A 15,118-nucleotide genomic window follows, 5' to 3' on the forward strand; every position below is an offset into this window, starting at 1 on the left:
GTCCCTGGGTCCCTGGGTCCCTGGGTGCGGGCTTTTTCGTTGGTGCGGGCCGATCGCGGTCGTGGTCGGACTGCCGGCGACGGACGGCCTGGTCGCTCGGCGAGATGCGGGTGGGCGGGGTGGCGCGCCGGACGGGTGGCCATGACGTGCGCGGGCCGGGGCGGGCGGACAGACTGGGCGCATGCCCGTGAAGGCGCGGCGGCCGCCAGCGGCCCCTCCCAAGAGGTCGTTCCTGGAGACGGCGGCGTACGTCGCGGCGCCCGGGACCGTCGTCCTCGGGCTGCTCTACTACTTCGGCAACCAGTACAACGAGGCGTACTACCGCGCGTTCGGCGTCCCGCTCGGCGACCTGCCCATCACCATTCAGGCCGTCCTCGCGCGCAGCCCGCAGGCGCTCTTCTTCCCGGTCTGGGTGCTGCTCGTCTGCGGGCTCGTCGTCCTGCTCGTACTCGGCTGGCTCGGGCACGCCCTGGCCCGCCCGGAGAACGAGCGGCGGCGCCGCACGGCGTACCGCGCGCTGCTGGCGGTGGGCCTGCTCCTGGGGGTGGTCGGGGGCTACCCCGTGTTCTTCCGGGACGACCTGCTCGCCTTCCTCCCCGCGGGCTGGCCGCGCGGGCTGCTGCCCGCCCTCGTGGTGGCCCTGGGAGCCAGCCTGGCGTTCTTCGCCATCCAGGTGCGCCTCGGGCAGCACGCCTCCGGACGGCGCAGCCCTCGGGTCCGCGACGCCGACCGGCTGTGGCTCGTGGCCGGGGCGCTGCTCCTGGGGATTCTGACGTTGAGCCTGTTCTACGGCATGTCCCGGTACGCGGCGATGGCGGGCGAGACGCAAGCGAGGGCGGACGCGGACGGCGGCATGGAGCGGAGCCCGGCCGTGGAGGTCCTTTCGCGCCTGCCGCTGGTCCACCACCACGCCAAGGGCATCAAGTTCAAGGACCTGGGCGCGAGGGCCGGGCCCTACCGGTACCGGTACCGAGGGTTTCGCCTCCTGGTGAAGACCCCGACCCGCTTCTACCTGGTCCCCTACTACGGGGGGTACAAGAACACCGTGACCGTCGTGCTCCCGGACGACGACGGCACGGTCCGCGTGCAGATGAAGGGCTCTGTCAGGTGAGCTCCGGGTCGGGCGCGGGGGCTTCGGTCTCTTCGAAGGTTTCCACGGTCTCCTCGGCGGTTTCCGGGGTCTCCTCGTGGGTCTCGGGGGTCTCGTGAGGCTCCGGTGTCGAGGGTTCGGAGGTCGTCTCCGAGGCGGCCTCGACGGCCTCACCGGTCAGGGTCACCGAGAACACGGGCCCCTCGGCGGTCGGAGCGGTGACCGTCCCCGTCCACGTGCCGGCTTCGTGGGCGATGTGGCTGACCCCTACCCTGCATGTCTCCTGGGGCTGGAGAGTGACGCCGCTGCAGCCGTCCTGGTCGATCGAGAGCTCCCCGCTGCTGCTGGTGGCCCTCAGCGGCTGGATGGTCAGGGGTACCTGCTGGTCGTTGGCGAGCTTCACGGTGCCTCCGGCAGGCTGGTCCAGCGGCGTCGTCGGCACGGCGACCGCCGCACCGCCGCCGGAGCCTTTGTCGGTGCCGGGGAAGACCTTGCCCAGGTCCTCGTCCGCCCGTGCGGTGGGGGACGTGTCGGTGTCGGTGGTCGCGGCGTCGGGGGTCGGGACGGGCTCGGGGTCGGGTCCCCCGCACGCCGTCGCCGTCATGGTCAGGGCTGTCAGCAAGAGTGCTGCGGCGAAGCCGCGTCTGATGTCGGGCATCACGCTGTCGTTCCCTCCGCTCCGGGTGGGTCGGCGCCCAACGTCCCACAGGGGCTCGCGGTAAGCGCGGAACCGCAGCGGTGACACTGCGTTATCACCCGGGCTGCCCAGCCCGATGGCAGCTCGGGCAGCAGATGTGCGCTGCTGTCCTGCGAGTCGGACCGCCGCCGGGCCGAGTCGTCGAGCAGTACGGCAGCGGCTTGTCTCGGTGCGGCCCGAAAGCCCGGCCGGACGGCTTGGCCCCCCCTCGCGGTCTCGACTGTTCCTTCACGCGTTTCGCCAGGTCGGGGGCCTGGAGCGGGGCTCAGGGGCTGAGCCATGCCCTGCGGTGTCGTGCTACCGCGAAGACCGTGTCCACCTGGTGCGGGGTGAGTCGGCCGGTGAGGGGTCCGAGAGCGGCGACCTCCTTTTCCCGGTAGACCCGTACCTGGTGCTGTGTCGCCGCCCTGGGGAGTTCCTGGGCGCCGACGAAGACGAGGACCGGCTCCACCTCGATGGCGAAGGGGCAGTGGCGCTCCAGCACCGCGCGCGCGAGTTTCGCCTCGGCCCTGCTCTTGGCCGGGTACGGGTGCGGCCGTCCGTGGTTCACCTTGACCATGTCGTCTCCGATCCATACCGACGCACCCCGCAGGTGCTTGGTGTTGACGGTGAACACCCCGCCCGGCCCCACGAGCAGGTGGTCGATGTCGCCCCCGCGGCTCAGGGGAATCGAGTGGAGGACCCGCCAGCCCCGGGCGGCGAGACGGTCGAGTTCGGCGCCCGCGATGCGCTCGCCGGCCAGCCCCTTGAACCAGGGGTCCCATTCCGTCTCCCTGCGGAGCACGCGGTCCAGGAGCCGCCGCACGGGCCCGGGCCCCTTGGAGCGGAGCATCTCGTGGATGCCGGAGCCGGGCCGGTTGAGGGCGAGGTCGTCGGGTGCCGTCAGGGGAGGCAGCGTCCGGACCGTCCGGCGTGCGGGGTCATGCGGGGGCGGGGGGTTCGTGGTCGCCGGGGTGGGCTGCGGCTTCACGGGGTTCGCCCGATCCGCCAGAGGCCTCGGACCCGTCGGCTCCGTCGGCTCCCTCGGCTCCCTCGGCTCCCTCGGCTCCGTCAGCTCCGTCAGCTCCGTCAGCTCCGTCAGCCGGAGTTTCAGCAGTGCCAGTGCCGCCTGCCGGTGTTCCTCGATGAGTACGGTCACCTTGCCGGTACGGCAATCCGCCCAAGCGACCGCGGTACCGTCCGGCAGGTTCACGTACAGCCGGTCATGACCGGGCTTCCGCCATCGAGTCACCCTCAGTTCAGCCATGCCGCCCCCTGCCCCGTAGCGCCCACGACCATGGGAGCAGTCGAACGGGGCCCTCACAAGACGACCCCCTCGGCTTCCCGGCGAGCCGGCTTCTTCGTACGGGGGTCCGGTGGTCTGTACGAGGGAGGTGGGGGCAGGTCTGTGGGTTGTGGGGCATGGGGAGGGGTGGGGGGCGTGCGTAGGGTGGTTGTTGAGGCCACGTCGCGCCACTGACCTGGTGCTGTGTGGGGATGAGCTCGCATAGGGATGGGCGGCGCGGATGCGTGAGCTGGCGGAGACGGCACGGCGTTGGGTGGCCGAGGGGCGGGACGGGTTCCTGGCCCGGCCCGTGACCGAGCAGGGGTTCGGGCCGCGGGATCCGGCCGGGGCCGTGCTCGTCGACGCGCGGGGGGAGTGTGTCGGGAACCTGTACCGGGGGGTGTTCGACGCCGAGCTCGTCGCCGAGGCCGGGACCATGGGGGCCGGCGAGACCGCCCGGGTGTGCGAGGTCGCGGTGGGAGCGGGCGAGGCCGTCGAGGCGCGGCTGACCTGTGGCGGTCGGGCGGAGGTGTTGATCCAGCCACTGGGCTCGGTGCCCGACGAGTGGTGGGAGCTGCTCGGCCGGGGAGTCGGGGCGGCGTTGGTGACCCGGCTGAACGAGGCCGCCGATCAGGCCGTCAGTCACGTGGTGCGGGCCGCCGACGCGCCGCGCGACGACGTGGGGCGGCGGGCCGGCGAGCTGTTGGGGACCCGGCGGCCCGGGCGGGACGCGCTGTACGGGGAGTCCGGGCTGGTGCTCGTCGAGGCGTACCCGTCGGCGCCGTACGTGGTCATCGGCGGGGGCGGCGAACTGGCCGGCGTCATCGCCCGGCAGGCCGAACTGCTGGGCTGGGGAGCGGAGCTGGTGGAGACGGCCGCTGATGCCGAGAAGGTGCTGACGGCCCACCGCGACGCCGCCTGTCTGGTGCTGCTGAGCCACGATCCGGACTTCGACGTCCCGACGCTGCGCAGGGCGCTGGCCCTCGAAGTGCCGTACGTGGGGGCGCTCGGGTCGCGGCGCACCACCGCGCGGCGCCGGGAAGGGCTGGTCGCCGCCAGGGTGCCCGAGGCCCGACTGGCCCGTGTGCACGGGCCGATCGGGCTCGATCTGGGGGCCCGTACTCCGGCGGAGACCGCCCTCGCGATCTGCGCCGAGATCCTGGGCGTGCTGGGCGGCCGCGAGACCCGGGGGCTGAGCGACTCCGACGGACCGCTGAGGGGGTAGGGGCGGTTCCTTCCCGTGGTCCGGAGTCCTCCCTCGCATCCGGGCCTGCGTCCGGGCGTCCGGGCCTCCGTCCGGTCTCCGTGGCGCAGCTCGTTCCCCCGCTGGTGGGGGGGTGGGGGCGCCGCCGCGGTCGAGGTGTTGAGGGGGGCGCCGGGACTGGCACTCTGCCGCCATGGCCTTCCTAGACGGAAAGGCGGACTCCGCCGCGCGACTGTGAGCGCCCGGGAGTTCGAGTACGAGCGCGTGCGCGAGGCGTGCGCGCTGCGGGACGCGTGGCTGGCGTACGGGCTCAGTACCCGGTCGGCCGAACGGGCCGAGGCCGAGGATGCGGTCGGGGAGATCCACCGGCTGTTCGGCGAGCCTCGGCCCCGGTTCGAGTGGGTGGCGTCACCGGCCGCCGCCCTGGACGCCGTACGGGACGGGCCCGGTTTCCGGTCCGGGCTGTCGAAGCCCGGGGCGTTACCCCTGCCCGACCGGCTCGCCGGCCTGGAGTCCGGTCTGCGCGAGCGGCTCGACCAGGCCGTGCGGGAGCCGCGGGTGCTGTCCTGGGCGTCCCGGGGCGCGTTTCCGGACTGAAAAGCGGTGCCCCTGCTGTCGGCGACGACACCAGGGGCACCCGGGTGGAGGCGGCGGATCCGATGTGGATTTATGCGGTGCTACTGGGGCGACGCCTCCGTCTTCCGCTTGCCGAAGTGCCACTCGGAGACGACGAACTTGCAGTTCGTGAGGTCACCCCTCGCGTCGAAGCTCAGGTCGCCGGTCGGCATCTGGAAAGTGCCCTCGTGGATGGCCTTCGCGACCCTGTCGGTGTCCTCCGAGCGGGCCGCATTGATGCCCGCGACGACCAGCGCGACCGCCGAGTAGGCGGGGAAGACGTACGGGCCGCGGGGGTCCAGGCCGTCGGCCTTGATCGCGTCGGCGATGACCTTGTTGGCGGGGTCCGCGTCGAATGCCTTCGGAGCGGTGACGAGCAGCCCCTCCGATGCGCCCTGGGCGATCTGGGAGAGCGAGTCGTTGGCGCAGGCGTCGCCGGCCATGAATAGACCGGCCTCCTCGGCAGCTCGGCGGGGCCGGGAACCCCGGGCCGTGACCGTGACCGGGAAGCGCGGGGCTGGGGGCCGCGAGCACGGGCCGGGACCAGAAGCGCGGGCTGGGGGCCGGGCCCGGCGTCGGGAGACCGGGGCGAAGGGCCGCTGGGCCGCCGGGCCGCCGGGGCCGCCGGGGCCGCCGGGGCCAAGGCCTCCGGGCCGCCAAGGCCCCGGGGCGGTTGCTCAGGCGTCCAGGGCGCGTTGGAGCTGGGCCTTGTTCATGTCCGAGCGGCCGGGGACGTTGCGGCGCTTGGCCTCCGCGTAGAGCTGGTCGTACGTGGGGCCCTCAGGGCCCGTGTGGGAGTGGAGGCCGCCTCGCCGGGAGGAGGACATGTCCTCCAGCGACTCCTTGCTCGCCGTCTCGGACTCACCCGCCCGGGCGCGTTCCTTGTTCACGGTCCGGGCCGCGATCTCCTTCGCCTTCTCGGCGGGCTCCCCGCGCTCCTCCAAGCCCTCCTTGATGTGCTCGTACTGGCGTTCACGCTTGGGGGAAGATCCGCGGGGCATGACCGGGCTCCTCTCGGTTCGGGTGTGCGCGCCCCGGCTCGTACCCCGGATGCCGCAAGGTATCCCGCCCGCGATGGCGCATATCGGGGCGAAGTGCGGGAAAATGGAGTCATGGACCCGATCCTGAGTGTGGACTCGACCCTCACCGACATCGCGTGGTTCCTGGTCGTCGGAATCATGGTGGCGGGCTTTCTGCTCGGCGGATTCTGGCTGGGCAAGAAGGTGCGGGCGCAGGAACCCGCGCCACCGACTGCCGAGAGCCAGCCGCACCTTCCGGCCGGCGGGGCGGTCTTGGAGGTAAGTGAGGAACGCGAGCACGTGGAGTTCCCCAAGAACGGCCTGAGGCCGCACGAGATGCAGGGCTACGGAAACTTCGGCTCCACCACCTCCAGCCATCAGGAGGAGACCCGCGCCGAACGGGAGTCGGGCTACAGGCACTCCGAGGGCCCGCCTCCGCACGCACAGCCGGGGGCTCCCCCGGACGCGGGGCGCGGCGCCCACAGCTGACCCGCGGGACCCGCCTTGTGGGCGCGGGACCCGGCCCGAGCGGCTCCCGGCCGCGCCTGACCCGAGCCGCGCCCGAGCCGAGCCCGAGCCGAGCCGGCCCCGACCCGAGCCGGCCCCCGAGCAGCCCGGGCGAGCAGCGCCGCCCCCACACCGGGAAGCGACCGCCCGGGACGGTTCTGACCCGCGCCTGCCGCGCGGGTCAGAGGTCCGTGCGCAGTCTCAGCACCTCCGGCGGCGGATGCCGGGCCGACGTGTGCCGCACCTCCGCCGTCAGCGGCGGGTCCAGTGGCCTGAACGGCACCTCGCCGAGGCCGATCGCCGTCACCGTGGCCCCGGTCGGGGCCACCGCCTGCCGCGCCGCCACCGCCTCGGCCACCTCCGCGCGCAGCGCCGCCGACAGCGGGCTCGACACCAGCGGGGTCTCCTCGCCGACCGGCAGCACGAGTACGAGCGCCAGCGGCCGGCGCGGGGTCCCGGTGTAGCCGACCACCGCCGCGTCCCGCACGTTCGTGTGCCGCAGCTTCTGCCAGCCGCGCCGCCCGGCCGGGTAGGTCTGGTCCAGCCGTTTGACGACCAGTCCCTCGATGCCGCTGGCGGGCAAGGTCTCGTACCAGGTGGCGGCCAGTTCCGGATCGGTCGTCATCGGTACCGGCTGGAGGGGCGGCCCCAGCGGCAGCAGCAGCTCGACCAAGAGCGCGCGGCGGCGCTCGTAGGGGCGTGCGCGCAGGTCGAGACCGGCCAGTTCCAGGACGTCGAAGGCGGCGTACGAGGCCGGCAGGGTCTGCGCCAGTACGGCGGCCCGCGCCGCCGAGGCCACCGCCGCCCGGCGCTGCACGAGGGCGAATTCGGTACGGCCGGCGTGCCAGACCACCACCTCCCCGTCGAGGACCGTCCCGGCGGGCAGCTGCGACGCGGCCGCCGCCAGGTCCGGGAAGGCCGCGGTCACGATCCGGCCGGAGCGGGCCTGGAGCGTCACATCGGCGGCCGAGCGCACTACGACCATCCGATGGCCGTCGAACTTCGGCTCGTAGGCGAGCCCGGGCCCGCGCGGCAGGGTCCGTACGGCGGTGGCCAGCGCGACGCGGATCACGACCGGCTCCCGGGGAGCGGGTGCGCACGGCCGGGGTCGGCCAGGGGGGCGAAGAGGTCCCCGTCGAGCGCGAGCCGGGGCGGGACGTCGTCGGCGAGGAAGACCAGGTCGGCGGGGGTTCGACAGGCCTCGACCTCGGCCCAGGAGACGGGCGCGGATACGGTCGGCCGGGCCCGCGCGCGCAGCGTGTAGGGGGCGGCGGTGGTCTTGGCGGCGGCGTTCTGGCTGTGGTCGACGAAGACCTTGCCGGGCCGCAGGGCCTTGGCCATGCGGTGCACGACGAGGTCGGGGAGGTCGCGCTCGGCCTCCTGCGCGAGCCGTTTGGCGTACGCCGACACCCGCTCGGACGGGGTCGGCTCCAGTGCCACCGCCATGTGCAGGCCCTTGGACCCGGAGGTCTTGACGAAGGCCTCCAGACCGTCGGCGGCGAGGCGGTCGCGCAGCCAGAGCGCGGCGGCGCGGCACTCGACGACGGTGGCGGGCGGGCCGGGGTCGAGGTCGAGGACGAGCCGGTCGGCGATCGCCGGACTGCCGGCGGTCCACTGCGGGGTGTGGAACTCGACGACGAGGTTGGCGGACCACATGAGGGTGGCCAGGTCGGCGACGACGAGCTGTTCGGCGGACGGGTCGTCGGAGCGGGGCACGGGGGTGGTCGTCACCCATGCGGGTGTGCCGGGGGGCGGATTCTTGGTGAAGAAGAGCTGGCCGTCCGGGCCGTCGGGATAGCGCAGGAACGACACCGGCCGGTCGTGGATGTGGGCGAGGAGGGGCGCCGCGACGGTGGCGTAGTAGTGGAGCACCTCGCCCTTGGTGAAGCCGGTCTCGGGGTACAGGACCTTGTCGAGATTGCTGAGCGCGATGCGACGGCCCTCCACCAATGTGATCGGCGTCATACGATGAGATTGCCACGAATCAGGAGGAACCGTGCGATCCATTTGGAACGGGGCGATCTCCTTCGGCCTGGTCAGCATTCCGATCAAGCTCGTGAACGCCACCGAGAGCCACTCGATCTCCTTCCGTCAGATCCACCTCGCCGACGGCGGGCGGATCCGCTACCGCAAGGTGTGCGAAACGGACGGGGAGGAGGTGCCGGGCACCGAGATCGGCAAGGGGTACGAGGAGGCCGACGGGTCGATCATCCCGATCACGGACGAGGATCTGGCGCAGCTGCCGATCTCCACGGCCCGGACGATCGAGATCATGTCGTTCGTACCGGCGGACGAGATCGATCCGCTGCAGATGGATGCGGCGTACTACCTCGCGGCGAACGGGGCGACGGCGGCCAAGCCGTACACGCTGCTGCGGGAGGCGCTCAAACGGAGCCGGAAGGTCGCGATCGCCAAGTTCGCGCTGCGCGGGCGGGAGCGGCTCGGCATGCTGCGGGTCGTCGACGACGTGATCGCGATGCACGGGCTGTTGTGGCCGGACGAGATCCGGGCGCCGGAGGGGGTGGCGCCGGACGCGGACGTGACGGTGCGGGACGCGGAACTCGACCTGGCGGACGCGCTGATGGCGACCTTGGGGGAGGTGGAGATGTCCTCGCTGCACGACGACTACCGCGAGGCCGTGGAGGCGATGATCACGGCGAAGGCGGGCGGGGCGTTCGAGCCGGGCGAGGCGGTCGTGGAGCCGGCGGGTGGGCAGGTGATCGACCTGATGGCGGCGCTGGAGCGGAGCGTGCGGGCGGCGAAGGAGTCCCGGGGCGAGGGTGCGGGTGCCGGCGGCGCGGATACGGGGTCGGAGTCGGGTTCGGGGTCCGGTGAGGCGGCTGATGTCACACCGATCCGGGGCAAGGCGGCGGCCGGGCGCGGCAGCACGAATGCGCCGAAGGCGGTGGGCGGGAAGAAGTCGACGGCGGCGTCGGCCGGGAAGTCCGCGTCGGGGGCGGCCTCGGCCAAGAAGAGCACGGCGACGGGCAAGTCCGCTGCGGCGGCCACGCGGAAGACGACGGCGAAATCGACGGCGAAGACGACGAGGACCGCGAAGTCGGCGAAGTCGGGGTCCGCGGGAGCCGTCAAGTCGACGTCCGCCTCCGCGAAGAAGGCCTCCGCAGCCGCTGCGAAGAAGGCCGCCCCGGCCCGGAAGCGCTCCTCGGCGTGACGCCTGCGGCGCGCTTGAGGGGGGCGGTACCGCGGCCGCGTCGGCGGATACGGGGGCCCGGCGCCGGGACGGAACCATCGCCGCGCGGCAGCGGCCTCACCCGGCACGGCGTATCGGGCGGGCGGGCCGGCAGGCGGCTAGGCGGGGTGCGGGCGGGCAGGCGGAGGTGGGCGCGGGCAGGCAGGCCGGCAGGCGGCCAGGCCGAGGTGCGCGCAGGCAGGCGGAGGTGCGCGCGGGCAGACGGGCCGGCAGGCGGCCAGGCGATGGTGCGCGCAGGCAGGCGGGGGTGTGCGCGGGCGGGAGGAGGTGGGCGCGGGCAGGCGCGCCGGCAGGCGGCCAGGCCGAGTTGGGCGCGGGCGCGCGGGCAGGCGGGCCGGCAGGCGGCCAGGCCGGGGGGCGCGGGCAGGCGGGGGGTGCGCCGGTAGGTGGGCGGGGCGGGGAGCCGGGTGGGTCAGAGCCAGGTTCGGGTGTCGCGGGCCAGGGCGAACAGGGTCTCTATGTCCGGCGGTTTGAGGGTGACGGGGGCTGCGGCCAGGTCGGCGGCGGCCGTTGGCGGTTGGAGGACGCGGACGTCCCGCAGGGTCGGGGCGATGTCGACGCGCGAGGCGTCGACCACCCCCAACGCCGGAGTGACCTCGGCGGACAGGGCGCGCGTGGCACGGGCCGCCGCGCGGCGGGCCCAACGGGGGTCGGCACGGGGCTCCGTACGGCCGACCGTGATGAGCAGGTCGCCGGCCACCGCGCGCTGGCGGCGGCCGGGGACCGTACGGACGCAGAAGATTCCGGCGGGCCCGACGAGCAGGTGGTCGATGCGGCCCAGGCCCGGGAGCGGTACGCAGTGCAGCGTCCGCCAGCCGCTCGCTTCCAGGGCGTCGAGGGCGTCCCCCATCCGCTGCCGGGCGGCGAGCTCCAGCCGCAGCCGGTGGCGGGCCCTCGTCCCCGCCTGTCCGTGTTCCAGCTCGCCCAGCAGGGTTTCGGCCGGTCGGTTCGGCGCCAGGTCGGCATCGGGCGGGAGGGCCAGACGGCGCAGCTCGGCCGCCGTCGGGACCGGGGGCGGGCCGATGGCGACCGGTCCGCGCAGGTACGGCCGCAAGACCTTGACGACCGCCTCGCGGTGGTCGTCCGCGAGGACGCTGATCCGGTTCGTCTGCCGGTCGTACCAGGCCACGGCCCTGCCGTCGGGCAGATTGACGTACAGCCGGCCGCGGCCGGGCCGGCCGCTCGGCAGCACCTTGAGTCCCCGCATCGCCGTCACCCCCGCCGTCCATAGGAGCAGCCGGGGCGCCGCGCGGCAATCCCCCGGTGGTGTAACGACTCCGCGGGGACCCTGCGACGTCGCTGTTACAAGAACGGGGCCCCGGCGCAACGGCCGGCCCCTACGTTGGTCCCGCCTGGACGCACCAGGGCCTGACCAGCACCGAAGGATTCGAGTGAGCACCGTCAGCCGTCGCACTCTTGTTCGCGCCGCCGCCGTGACCGCCTGCGCCGGGAGCCTGCTGGCACTGCCGACCGCCGCGGCCCTCGCCGAGGGAGTGCCGGCGGCCTCCTCGGCGCGCTCCGCGGCGTCGGCGCGGACCCTGGTCAAGAGCCTTTCCCTCGCGGACGGCGTCTCCACGGCGAGGGTCTACCGCCTTCCCGGGAACGTCCACCAGGCGGACATCCTGGCCGCGGACGGCCGCCGGGCCGCCACCTTGACCAGCGGCGGCGGCGCCTCCGGCACGGGCGCCTCCGGCACGGGCTCCACCGGCGAGCTGCACGCCGCCCTCGCCGCGGACGGGGAGCTGACGTCCTGGGTCGGCGGAAGCCCTTCCCGGGACGGCGGGCACGGCGTCGTGGCGGGCGGGTACAAGACCGGCACCCGGACGGGCCGGGTCGTTCCCGCCGCCGCGCGGCCCTCGGGCGGCGACGCGGGCATCGTGGCCGCCCGGCCCGCCGGTGTCCCCCGCCTGAACACGTTGGCCGACGGCCCGGGCGAGGGCGTCCTGCTGCTCGCCGCGGGTGGCGGCCTGGCCGCCGTCGGTGCGGCCGGGCTCGGCTTCGCGATGCTGCGGCGCGGGCGTACGGAAGGCTGACGCGTCCGGCGCCGCCCCCGCCGACGTGAGGGGCGCGGGCACCGGGCCACCCATGTGCTCGGGCGGGCCCTGTCGGCCCCGCCGGCGTTCGAGGCGCGGGGCGGGGCCCCGAGTGTTCGAGGCCCGGTCCCCGGCCCGGGACGCCACGTGCGGCTCATGGCGGTCCGGGGCCCGGGACGCCAGCGGCTCGCCGGGGGCAACCCGGCCCCGCCGGCGTTCGAGGCGCGGGGCCGGGGCGGGGATCAGGGGCGGCGCCAGGGCCAGCGGGGTGCGGGCTTGGTGGCGGAGGGGCGGAACGCGTACTTCCAGCCCTTCTGGAGGCCCAGCCGCTTGCTGTACCCCGACGGGACCCGTTCGTACAGCAGCACCGTCGCGGGGCCCTCGGGCGTCGGGACCGGGATCTCGTACCACTTGGGCGGGTGCCCGGTCGGGCCGAGGAGGATCGGGAGGACCCGCCCGTCCATCGGGCCGCCTTCGAAGGGGGTCGGTTCGCTTCTCACGCCTCCAGTGTCACAGCAGGTGGGCCGCCTCGGAGACCACGGGGATCACGCGCCGGGCCAGGACCCCGACCGGCCCGTCCGGGGACTCCAGGGCGAGGGCCGCCCGCGCGGCGGTGGCCGTCTCCGGGTCCGTGGCCGCGGTGGCCGTCAGCAGGGCGATGAACTGGTCCACCAACCAGTCCCGGAGGGAGTCGACCTCCGGCTGCTTGCCCTCGTCGATCCAGATGAGCGAGGCCGCCTCGACCGCCGTGATCCAGGTGCGGACCATCATCCGCAGCCTGGGCCCCGGGGCGGGGACAGACAGGTGGACGAGGATCTGGTCGGCCGCCGCGCGGCGGATGCCGTCGACCGTCGCCGTCGTGCGGGAGGTCTCGACGACGCTGCCGCCCTGGAGGAGGGCGGCGAAGCCGGCGTCGTGTTCGTCGACGAAGGCCAGGTACCGGTCCAGGGCCCGGGAGAGGCGCTGGGTCAGGGGCCCCTGCTGGGGTTCGGCGAAGCACAGCTCCAGGACGTCCGCCGCCGAGCGCAGGGCGGCTTCGTAGAGCTGCTGCTTGCCGCCCGGGAAGTAGCGGTAGACGAGCGGGCGCGAGACCCCGGCCGCCTCCGCGACGTCGTCGATCGAGACGTCCTCCGGCGCCCGGTGCGCGAACAGCGAGAGGGCAGCGTCGAGGAGTTGGGCTCGCCGCTCCTCGACGCCCAGCCTGCGGTAGGCGCGTACGGTCATGACCGCAGGGTAGCCGCCCGGCACGCGCCTCAGGCCAGGAGTCCGGAGCTCTTCCACAGCTTCCGGCCGACCCCGCGCAGGATGCCGATGTCGTCGAGGAAGTCGGTGAGCCGCTTGGCTCCGGTCTGCATGACCTCGCGGCGGTGGCCGCTCGCCCGGACCTGTGCGACGGCTTCGCGCCGGTCGAGGCCGATGTTGTCGTAGACGGCGGGGTTCACGAAGGCCACCGAGAAGACGCGGGCGGCCTCGCCGCAGCTGATCCGGGTGAGTTCCTGTTCCCAGCGCGGCGCCGTGAGCATCTGGCGGCGCAGTTCCTCGCGGGCGTACCGGACGTGCCGGGCCTCCTCGATGACGTGGATCCGGGTGACGCCGCGGACCAGCGGCTGGATGCGCTCGTCCGGGAAGGTCAGGCGCTGCATCCAGTCGAGGATCTCCTCGCCGAGGAGGGTGCAGGCGAAGGAACCGGGCGTGGTGGAGACGGTCTTGAGGATCCGCGCGAGGTTGTGGTTGAGGCGCGAGACCGGGTACTCGGGCGCCCCGCCCGTCCGGATCATCCGCGCGAACATCATCGAGTGCCGGCACTCGTCGGCGATCTCGGTGAGGGCGTAGCGGACGTGATTGCTGGTCAGGGACTTGTCGTAGATGTGGCGCACCAGGAGCTGCATCAGGATGATCTCGAACCAGATGCCGAGCGAGCCGAGCGCCGCGGCTTCGTGGCGGGAGAGGTCGATGCGCTGCTCCTCCCCCATCTTCTTCCACAGGGGGGTGCCGTAGAGCGAGAGCAGCTCGGGGGGCCAGTAGTACTTGCCCTCGATGACGGGGGCGTCCCAGTCGAGTTCCTTGTCGGGGTCGAAGGAGTGCTTGGCTGAGGATTCGAGCAGCCGCTCGGCGATCTGCTCGCGGTCCTTGAGCAGGCCGAGGGCGTCCCTCAGCTCGGCTCGATAGGTCACGGTCGTCATGGCTTCGGACACCTCGTCGTCGAGTTACCGGCGGTCCCTCTTTATGAGACTGCCTGTCAGCAAGGTCGTCAATCCCTCGCGCACGACTTGTTGACCCCGCGTCTACCAACGTGTGACGCTGCCAACTGTCCGGTCCTGTACGGCGGTACGTGACAAGGGGGCGTCAGTGTCGACGCACGAGCTCTACACCCAGCACCCGGGCGACGGCGTCTGGGACGTCCCGTCCTTCGGTTCGGCCCGCTTCAGCTGGGAGTACGACGGCGGCCGCGAGCGGCTCCTCGCGCTGTACCAGAAGGGCAAGGACAAGCAGTGGGACGGCGCCAAGCGCATCGCCTGGGACATCGAGGTGGACCCCTGCGATCCGCTCGGCACCCCCGACGAGGTGCTGACGCTCTACGGCACGCGGCACTGGGCCAAGCTCACCGAGAAGGACAAGGGGGAGCTGCGCCGGCACTACACCGCCTGGAACTTCAGTCAGTTCCTGCACGGCGAACAGGGCGCGATGGTGTGCGCGGCGCGCATCGTGGAGTCGGTGCCGGACCTGGACGCGAAGTTCTACTCCGCGACGCAGACCATGGACGAGGCCCGGCACGCCGAGGTCTTCGGACGCTTCCTCCACGAGAAGGTCGGGATGCTGTACCCGATCAACGACAGCCTGCGGGGACTGCTGGGCGACACCCTGCGCGACTCCCGCTGGGACATGCCGTACCTGGGCATGCAGGTGCTCATCGAAGGCCTGGCCCTGGCCGCCTTCGGCATGATCCGCGACACGACGGACAAGCCGCTGCCGAAGCAGATCCTGGCGTACGTGATGCAGGACGAGGCCCGGCACGTGGCCTTCGGCCGGATGGCGCTGCGGGACTACTACAAGCAGCTGACGGACGCCGAACTGCGCGAGCGCGAGGAGTTCGTGATCGAGGGCTGCTACTTGATGCGGGACCGCCTGCGCGGGGTGGAGGTGCTGGAGAACTTCGGCATCCCGAGGAGGGAGGCGGAGCGGTTCAGCGAGCAGTCGGAGTTCCTGCACCTTTTCCGGAAGCTGCTGTTCAGCCGGATCGTGCCCTGCGTGAAGGACATCGGGCTGTGGGGCGAGCGGCTCCAGCGGGCGTACCTGGACATGGGCGTCTTCGACATGGGTGACTCCAACCTGGACCTGCTGATGAGCCAGGACGAGGAGATCGCGGAGGCGTTGGACGCGGAGCGGTTCGCGGTCGAGGAGCGCGAGCGGGTCGCGGAGGTGGAGGCGGCGATCGCCTCCGGCCGACACCCGCAGCCCTGAGCCCGGGCGGGGCCCG

At 73.3% G+C, this 15,118-nt stretch carries 17 protein-coding genes; 7 read left to right on the forward strand and 10 right to left on the reverse strand.

Features of this window, described 5'->3' with window-relative positions:
• Nucleotides 1-181: 181 nt before the first annotated feature.
• The gene (locus tag ACWFQ8_RS01735) at nucleotides 182-1,111 is read left to right on the forward strand and encodes a hypothetical protein (protein WP_453784191.1); all 930 of its coding nucleotides are present in this window, start codon (nucleotides 182-184) and stop codon (nucleotides 1,109-1,111) included.
• Here the strand turns inward: ACWFQ8_RS01735 and ACWFQ8_RS01740 are convergent.
• The gene (locus tag ACWFQ8_RS01740; protein ID WP_453784192.1) at nucleotides 1,104-1,748 is read right to left on the reverse strand and encodes a hypothetical protein; all 645 of its coding nucleotides are present in this window, start codon (nucleotides 1,746-1,748) and stop codon (nucleotides 1,104-1,106) included. The two genes, ACWFQ8_RS01735 and ACWFQ8_RS01740, sit on opposite strands and share 8 nt — an antisense overlap.
• Nucleotides 1,749-2,052: 304 nt before the next feature.
• On the reverse strand, nucleotides 2,053-3,033 hold the full coding sequence (locus ACWFQ8_RS01745) for a nuclease-related domain-containing protein (protein WP_453784193.1): 981 nt from the start codon (nucleotides 3,031-3,033) through the stop codon (nucleotides 2,053-2,055).
• A 259-nt stretch (nucleotides 3,034-3,292) separates the two neighbouring features.
• Between ACWFQ8_RS01745 and ACWFQ8_RS01750 the strand changes: the two genes are divergently transcribed.
• Nucleotides 3,293-4,276, forward strand: coding sequence for an XdhC family protein (locus ACWFQ8_RS01750; RefSeq protein ID WP_453784194.1), 984 nt, complete (start codon nucleotides 3,293-3,295; stop codon nucleotides 4,274-4,276).
• Between the two features lie 213 nt (nucleotides 4,277-4,489).
• Nucleotides 4,490-4,852: a hypothetical protein gene (locus tag ACWFQ8_RS01755; RefSeq protein ID WP_453784195.1), complete on the forward strand. Its 363-nt coding sequence runs from the start codon at nucleotides 4,490-4,492 to the stop codon at nucleotides 4,850-4,852.
• Nucleotides 4,853-4,932: 80 nt separating this feature from the next.
• Here the strand turns inward: ACWFQ8_RS01755 and ACWFQ8_RS01760 are convergent, their stop codons facing one another.
• Together ACWFQ8_RS01760 and ACWFQ8_RS01765 are read right to left on the reverse strand one after the other, a co-directional pair.
• On the reverse strand, nucleotides 4,933-5,313 hold the full coding sequence (locus ACWFQ8_RS01760; protein ID WP_453784196.1) for a hypothetical protein: 381 nt from the start codon (nucleotides 5,311-5,313) through the stop codon (nucleotides 4,933-4,935).
• 234 nt (nucleotides 5,314-5,547) lie between these two features.
• Nucleotides 5,548-5,871, reverse strand: coding sequence for a plasmid stabilization protein (locus ACWFQ8_RS01765; protein WP_453784197.1), 324 nt, complete (start codon nucleotides 5,869-5,871; stop codon nucleotides 5,548-5,550).
• Nucleotides 5,872-5,982: 111 nt separating this feature from the next.
• Between ACWFQ8_RS01765 and ACWFQ8_RS01770 the strand changes: the two genes are divergently transcribed.
• The gene (locus ACWFQ8_RS01770; RefSeq protein WP_453784198.1) at nucleotides 5,983-6,378 is read left to right on the forward strand and encodes a DUF6479 family protein; all 396 of its coding nucleotides are present in this window, start codon (nucleotides 5,983-5,985) and stop codon (nucleotides 6,376-6,378) included.
• A gap of 199 nt (nucleotides 6,379-6,577) precedes the next feature.
• Here ACWFQ8_RS01770 and ACWFQ8_RS01775 read toward each other — a convergent pair whose 3' ends face one another.
• Together ACWFQ8_RS01775 and ligD are read right to left on the reverse strand one after the other, a co-directional pair.
• Nucleotides 6,578-7,465: an ATP-dependent DNA ligase gene (locus ACWFQ8_RS01775; RefSeq protein WP_453784291.1), complete on the reverse strand. Its 888-nt coding sequence runs from the start codon at nucleotides 7,463-7,465 to the stop codon at nucleotides 6,578-6,580.
• The gene (gene ligD, locus ACWFQ8_RS01780; protein WP_453784199.1) at nucleotides 7,465-8,361 is read right to left on the reverse strand and encodes a non-homologous end-joining DNA ligase; all 897 of its coding nucleotides are present in this window, start codon (nucleotides 8,359-8,361) and stop codon (nucleotides 7,465-7,467) included. The genes ACWFQ8_RS01775 and ligD overlap by 1 nt, the downstream gene beginning before the upstream one ends.
• A 31-nt stretch (nucleotides 8,362-8,392) precedes the next feature.
• Between ligD and ku the strand changes: the two genes are divergently transcribed.
• The gene (gene ku, locus ACWFQ8_RS01785) at nucleotides 8,393-9,568 is read left to right on the forward strand and encodes a non-homologous end joining protein Ku (RefSeq protein ID WP_453784200.1); all 1,176 of its coding nucleotides are present in this window, start codon (nucleotides 8,393-8,395) and stop codon (nucleotides 9,566-9,568) included.
• Nucleotides 9,569-10,019: 451 nt separating this feature from the next.
• On the opposite strand, the gene ACWFQ8_RS01790 is transcribed toward ku, so the two are convergent.
• On the reverse strand, nucleotides 10,020-10,814 hold the full coding sequence (locus ACWFQ8_RS01790) for a nuclease-related domain-containing protein (RefSeq protein ID WP_453784201.1): 795 nt from the start codon (nucleotides 10,812-10,814) through the stop codon (nucleotides 10,020-10,022).
• Between the two features lie 184 nt (nucleotides 10,815-10,998).
• Here ACWFQ8_RS01790 and ACWFQ8_RS01795 point away from each other — a divergent pair, with 184 nt between their 5' ends.
• On the forward strand, nucleotides 10,999-11,640 hold the full coding sequence (locus ACWFQ8_RS01795; protein ID WP_453784202.1) for a hypothetical protein: 642 nt from the start codon (nucleotides 10,999-11,001) through the stop codon (nucleotides 11,638-11,640).
• 242 nt (nucleotides 11,641-11,882) lie between these two features.
• Here the strand turns inward: ACWFQ8_RS01795 and ACWFQ8_RS01800 are convergent, their stop codons facing one another.
• Genes ACWFQ8_RS01800 through ACWFQ8_RS01810 form a run of 3 tightly spaced genes read right to left on the reverse strand, consistent with a single transcriptional unit; the run spans nucleotide 11,883 to nucleotide 13,823 of the window.
• Entirely contained in the window at nucleotides 11,883-12,140 is a 258-nt protein-coding gene (locus ACWFQ8_RS01800; protein ID WP_453784203.1) for a hypothetical protein, read from the reverse strand.
• A gap of 10 nt (nucleotides 12,141-12,150) precedes the next feature.
• The gene (locus ACWFQ8_RS01805) at nucleotides 12,151-12,864 is read right to left on the reverse strand and encodes a TetR/AcrR family transcriptional regulator (protein ID WP_453784204.1); all 714 of its coding nucleotides are present in this window, start codon (nucleotides 12,862-12,864) and stop codon (nucleotides 12,151-12,153) included.
• Nucleotides 12,865-12,893: 29 nt separating this feature from the next.
• Nucleotides 12,894-13,823, reverse strand: coding sequence for an AurF N-oxygenase family protein (locus tag ACWFQ8_RS01810; RefSeq protein WP_453784205.1), 930 nt, complete (start codon nucleotides 13,821-13,823; stop codon nucleotides 12,894-12,896).
• A 166-nt stretch (nucleotides 13,824-13,989) separates the two neighbouring features.
• On the opposite strand from ACWFQ8_RS01810, the gene ACWFQ8_RS01815 reads away from it, so the two are divergent.
• Complete coding sequence (locus tag ACWFQ8_RS01815) at nucleotides 13,990-15,102, forward strand: ferritin-like domain-containing protein (protein WP_453784206.1); 1,113 nt, start codon at nucleotides 13,990-13,992, stop codon at nucleotides 15,100-15,102.
• The last annotated feature ends 16 nt before the right edge of the window (nucleotides 15,103-15,118 follow it).

The sequence above is a fragment of the Streptomyces sp. NPDC055254 genome (assembly GCF_053606025.1).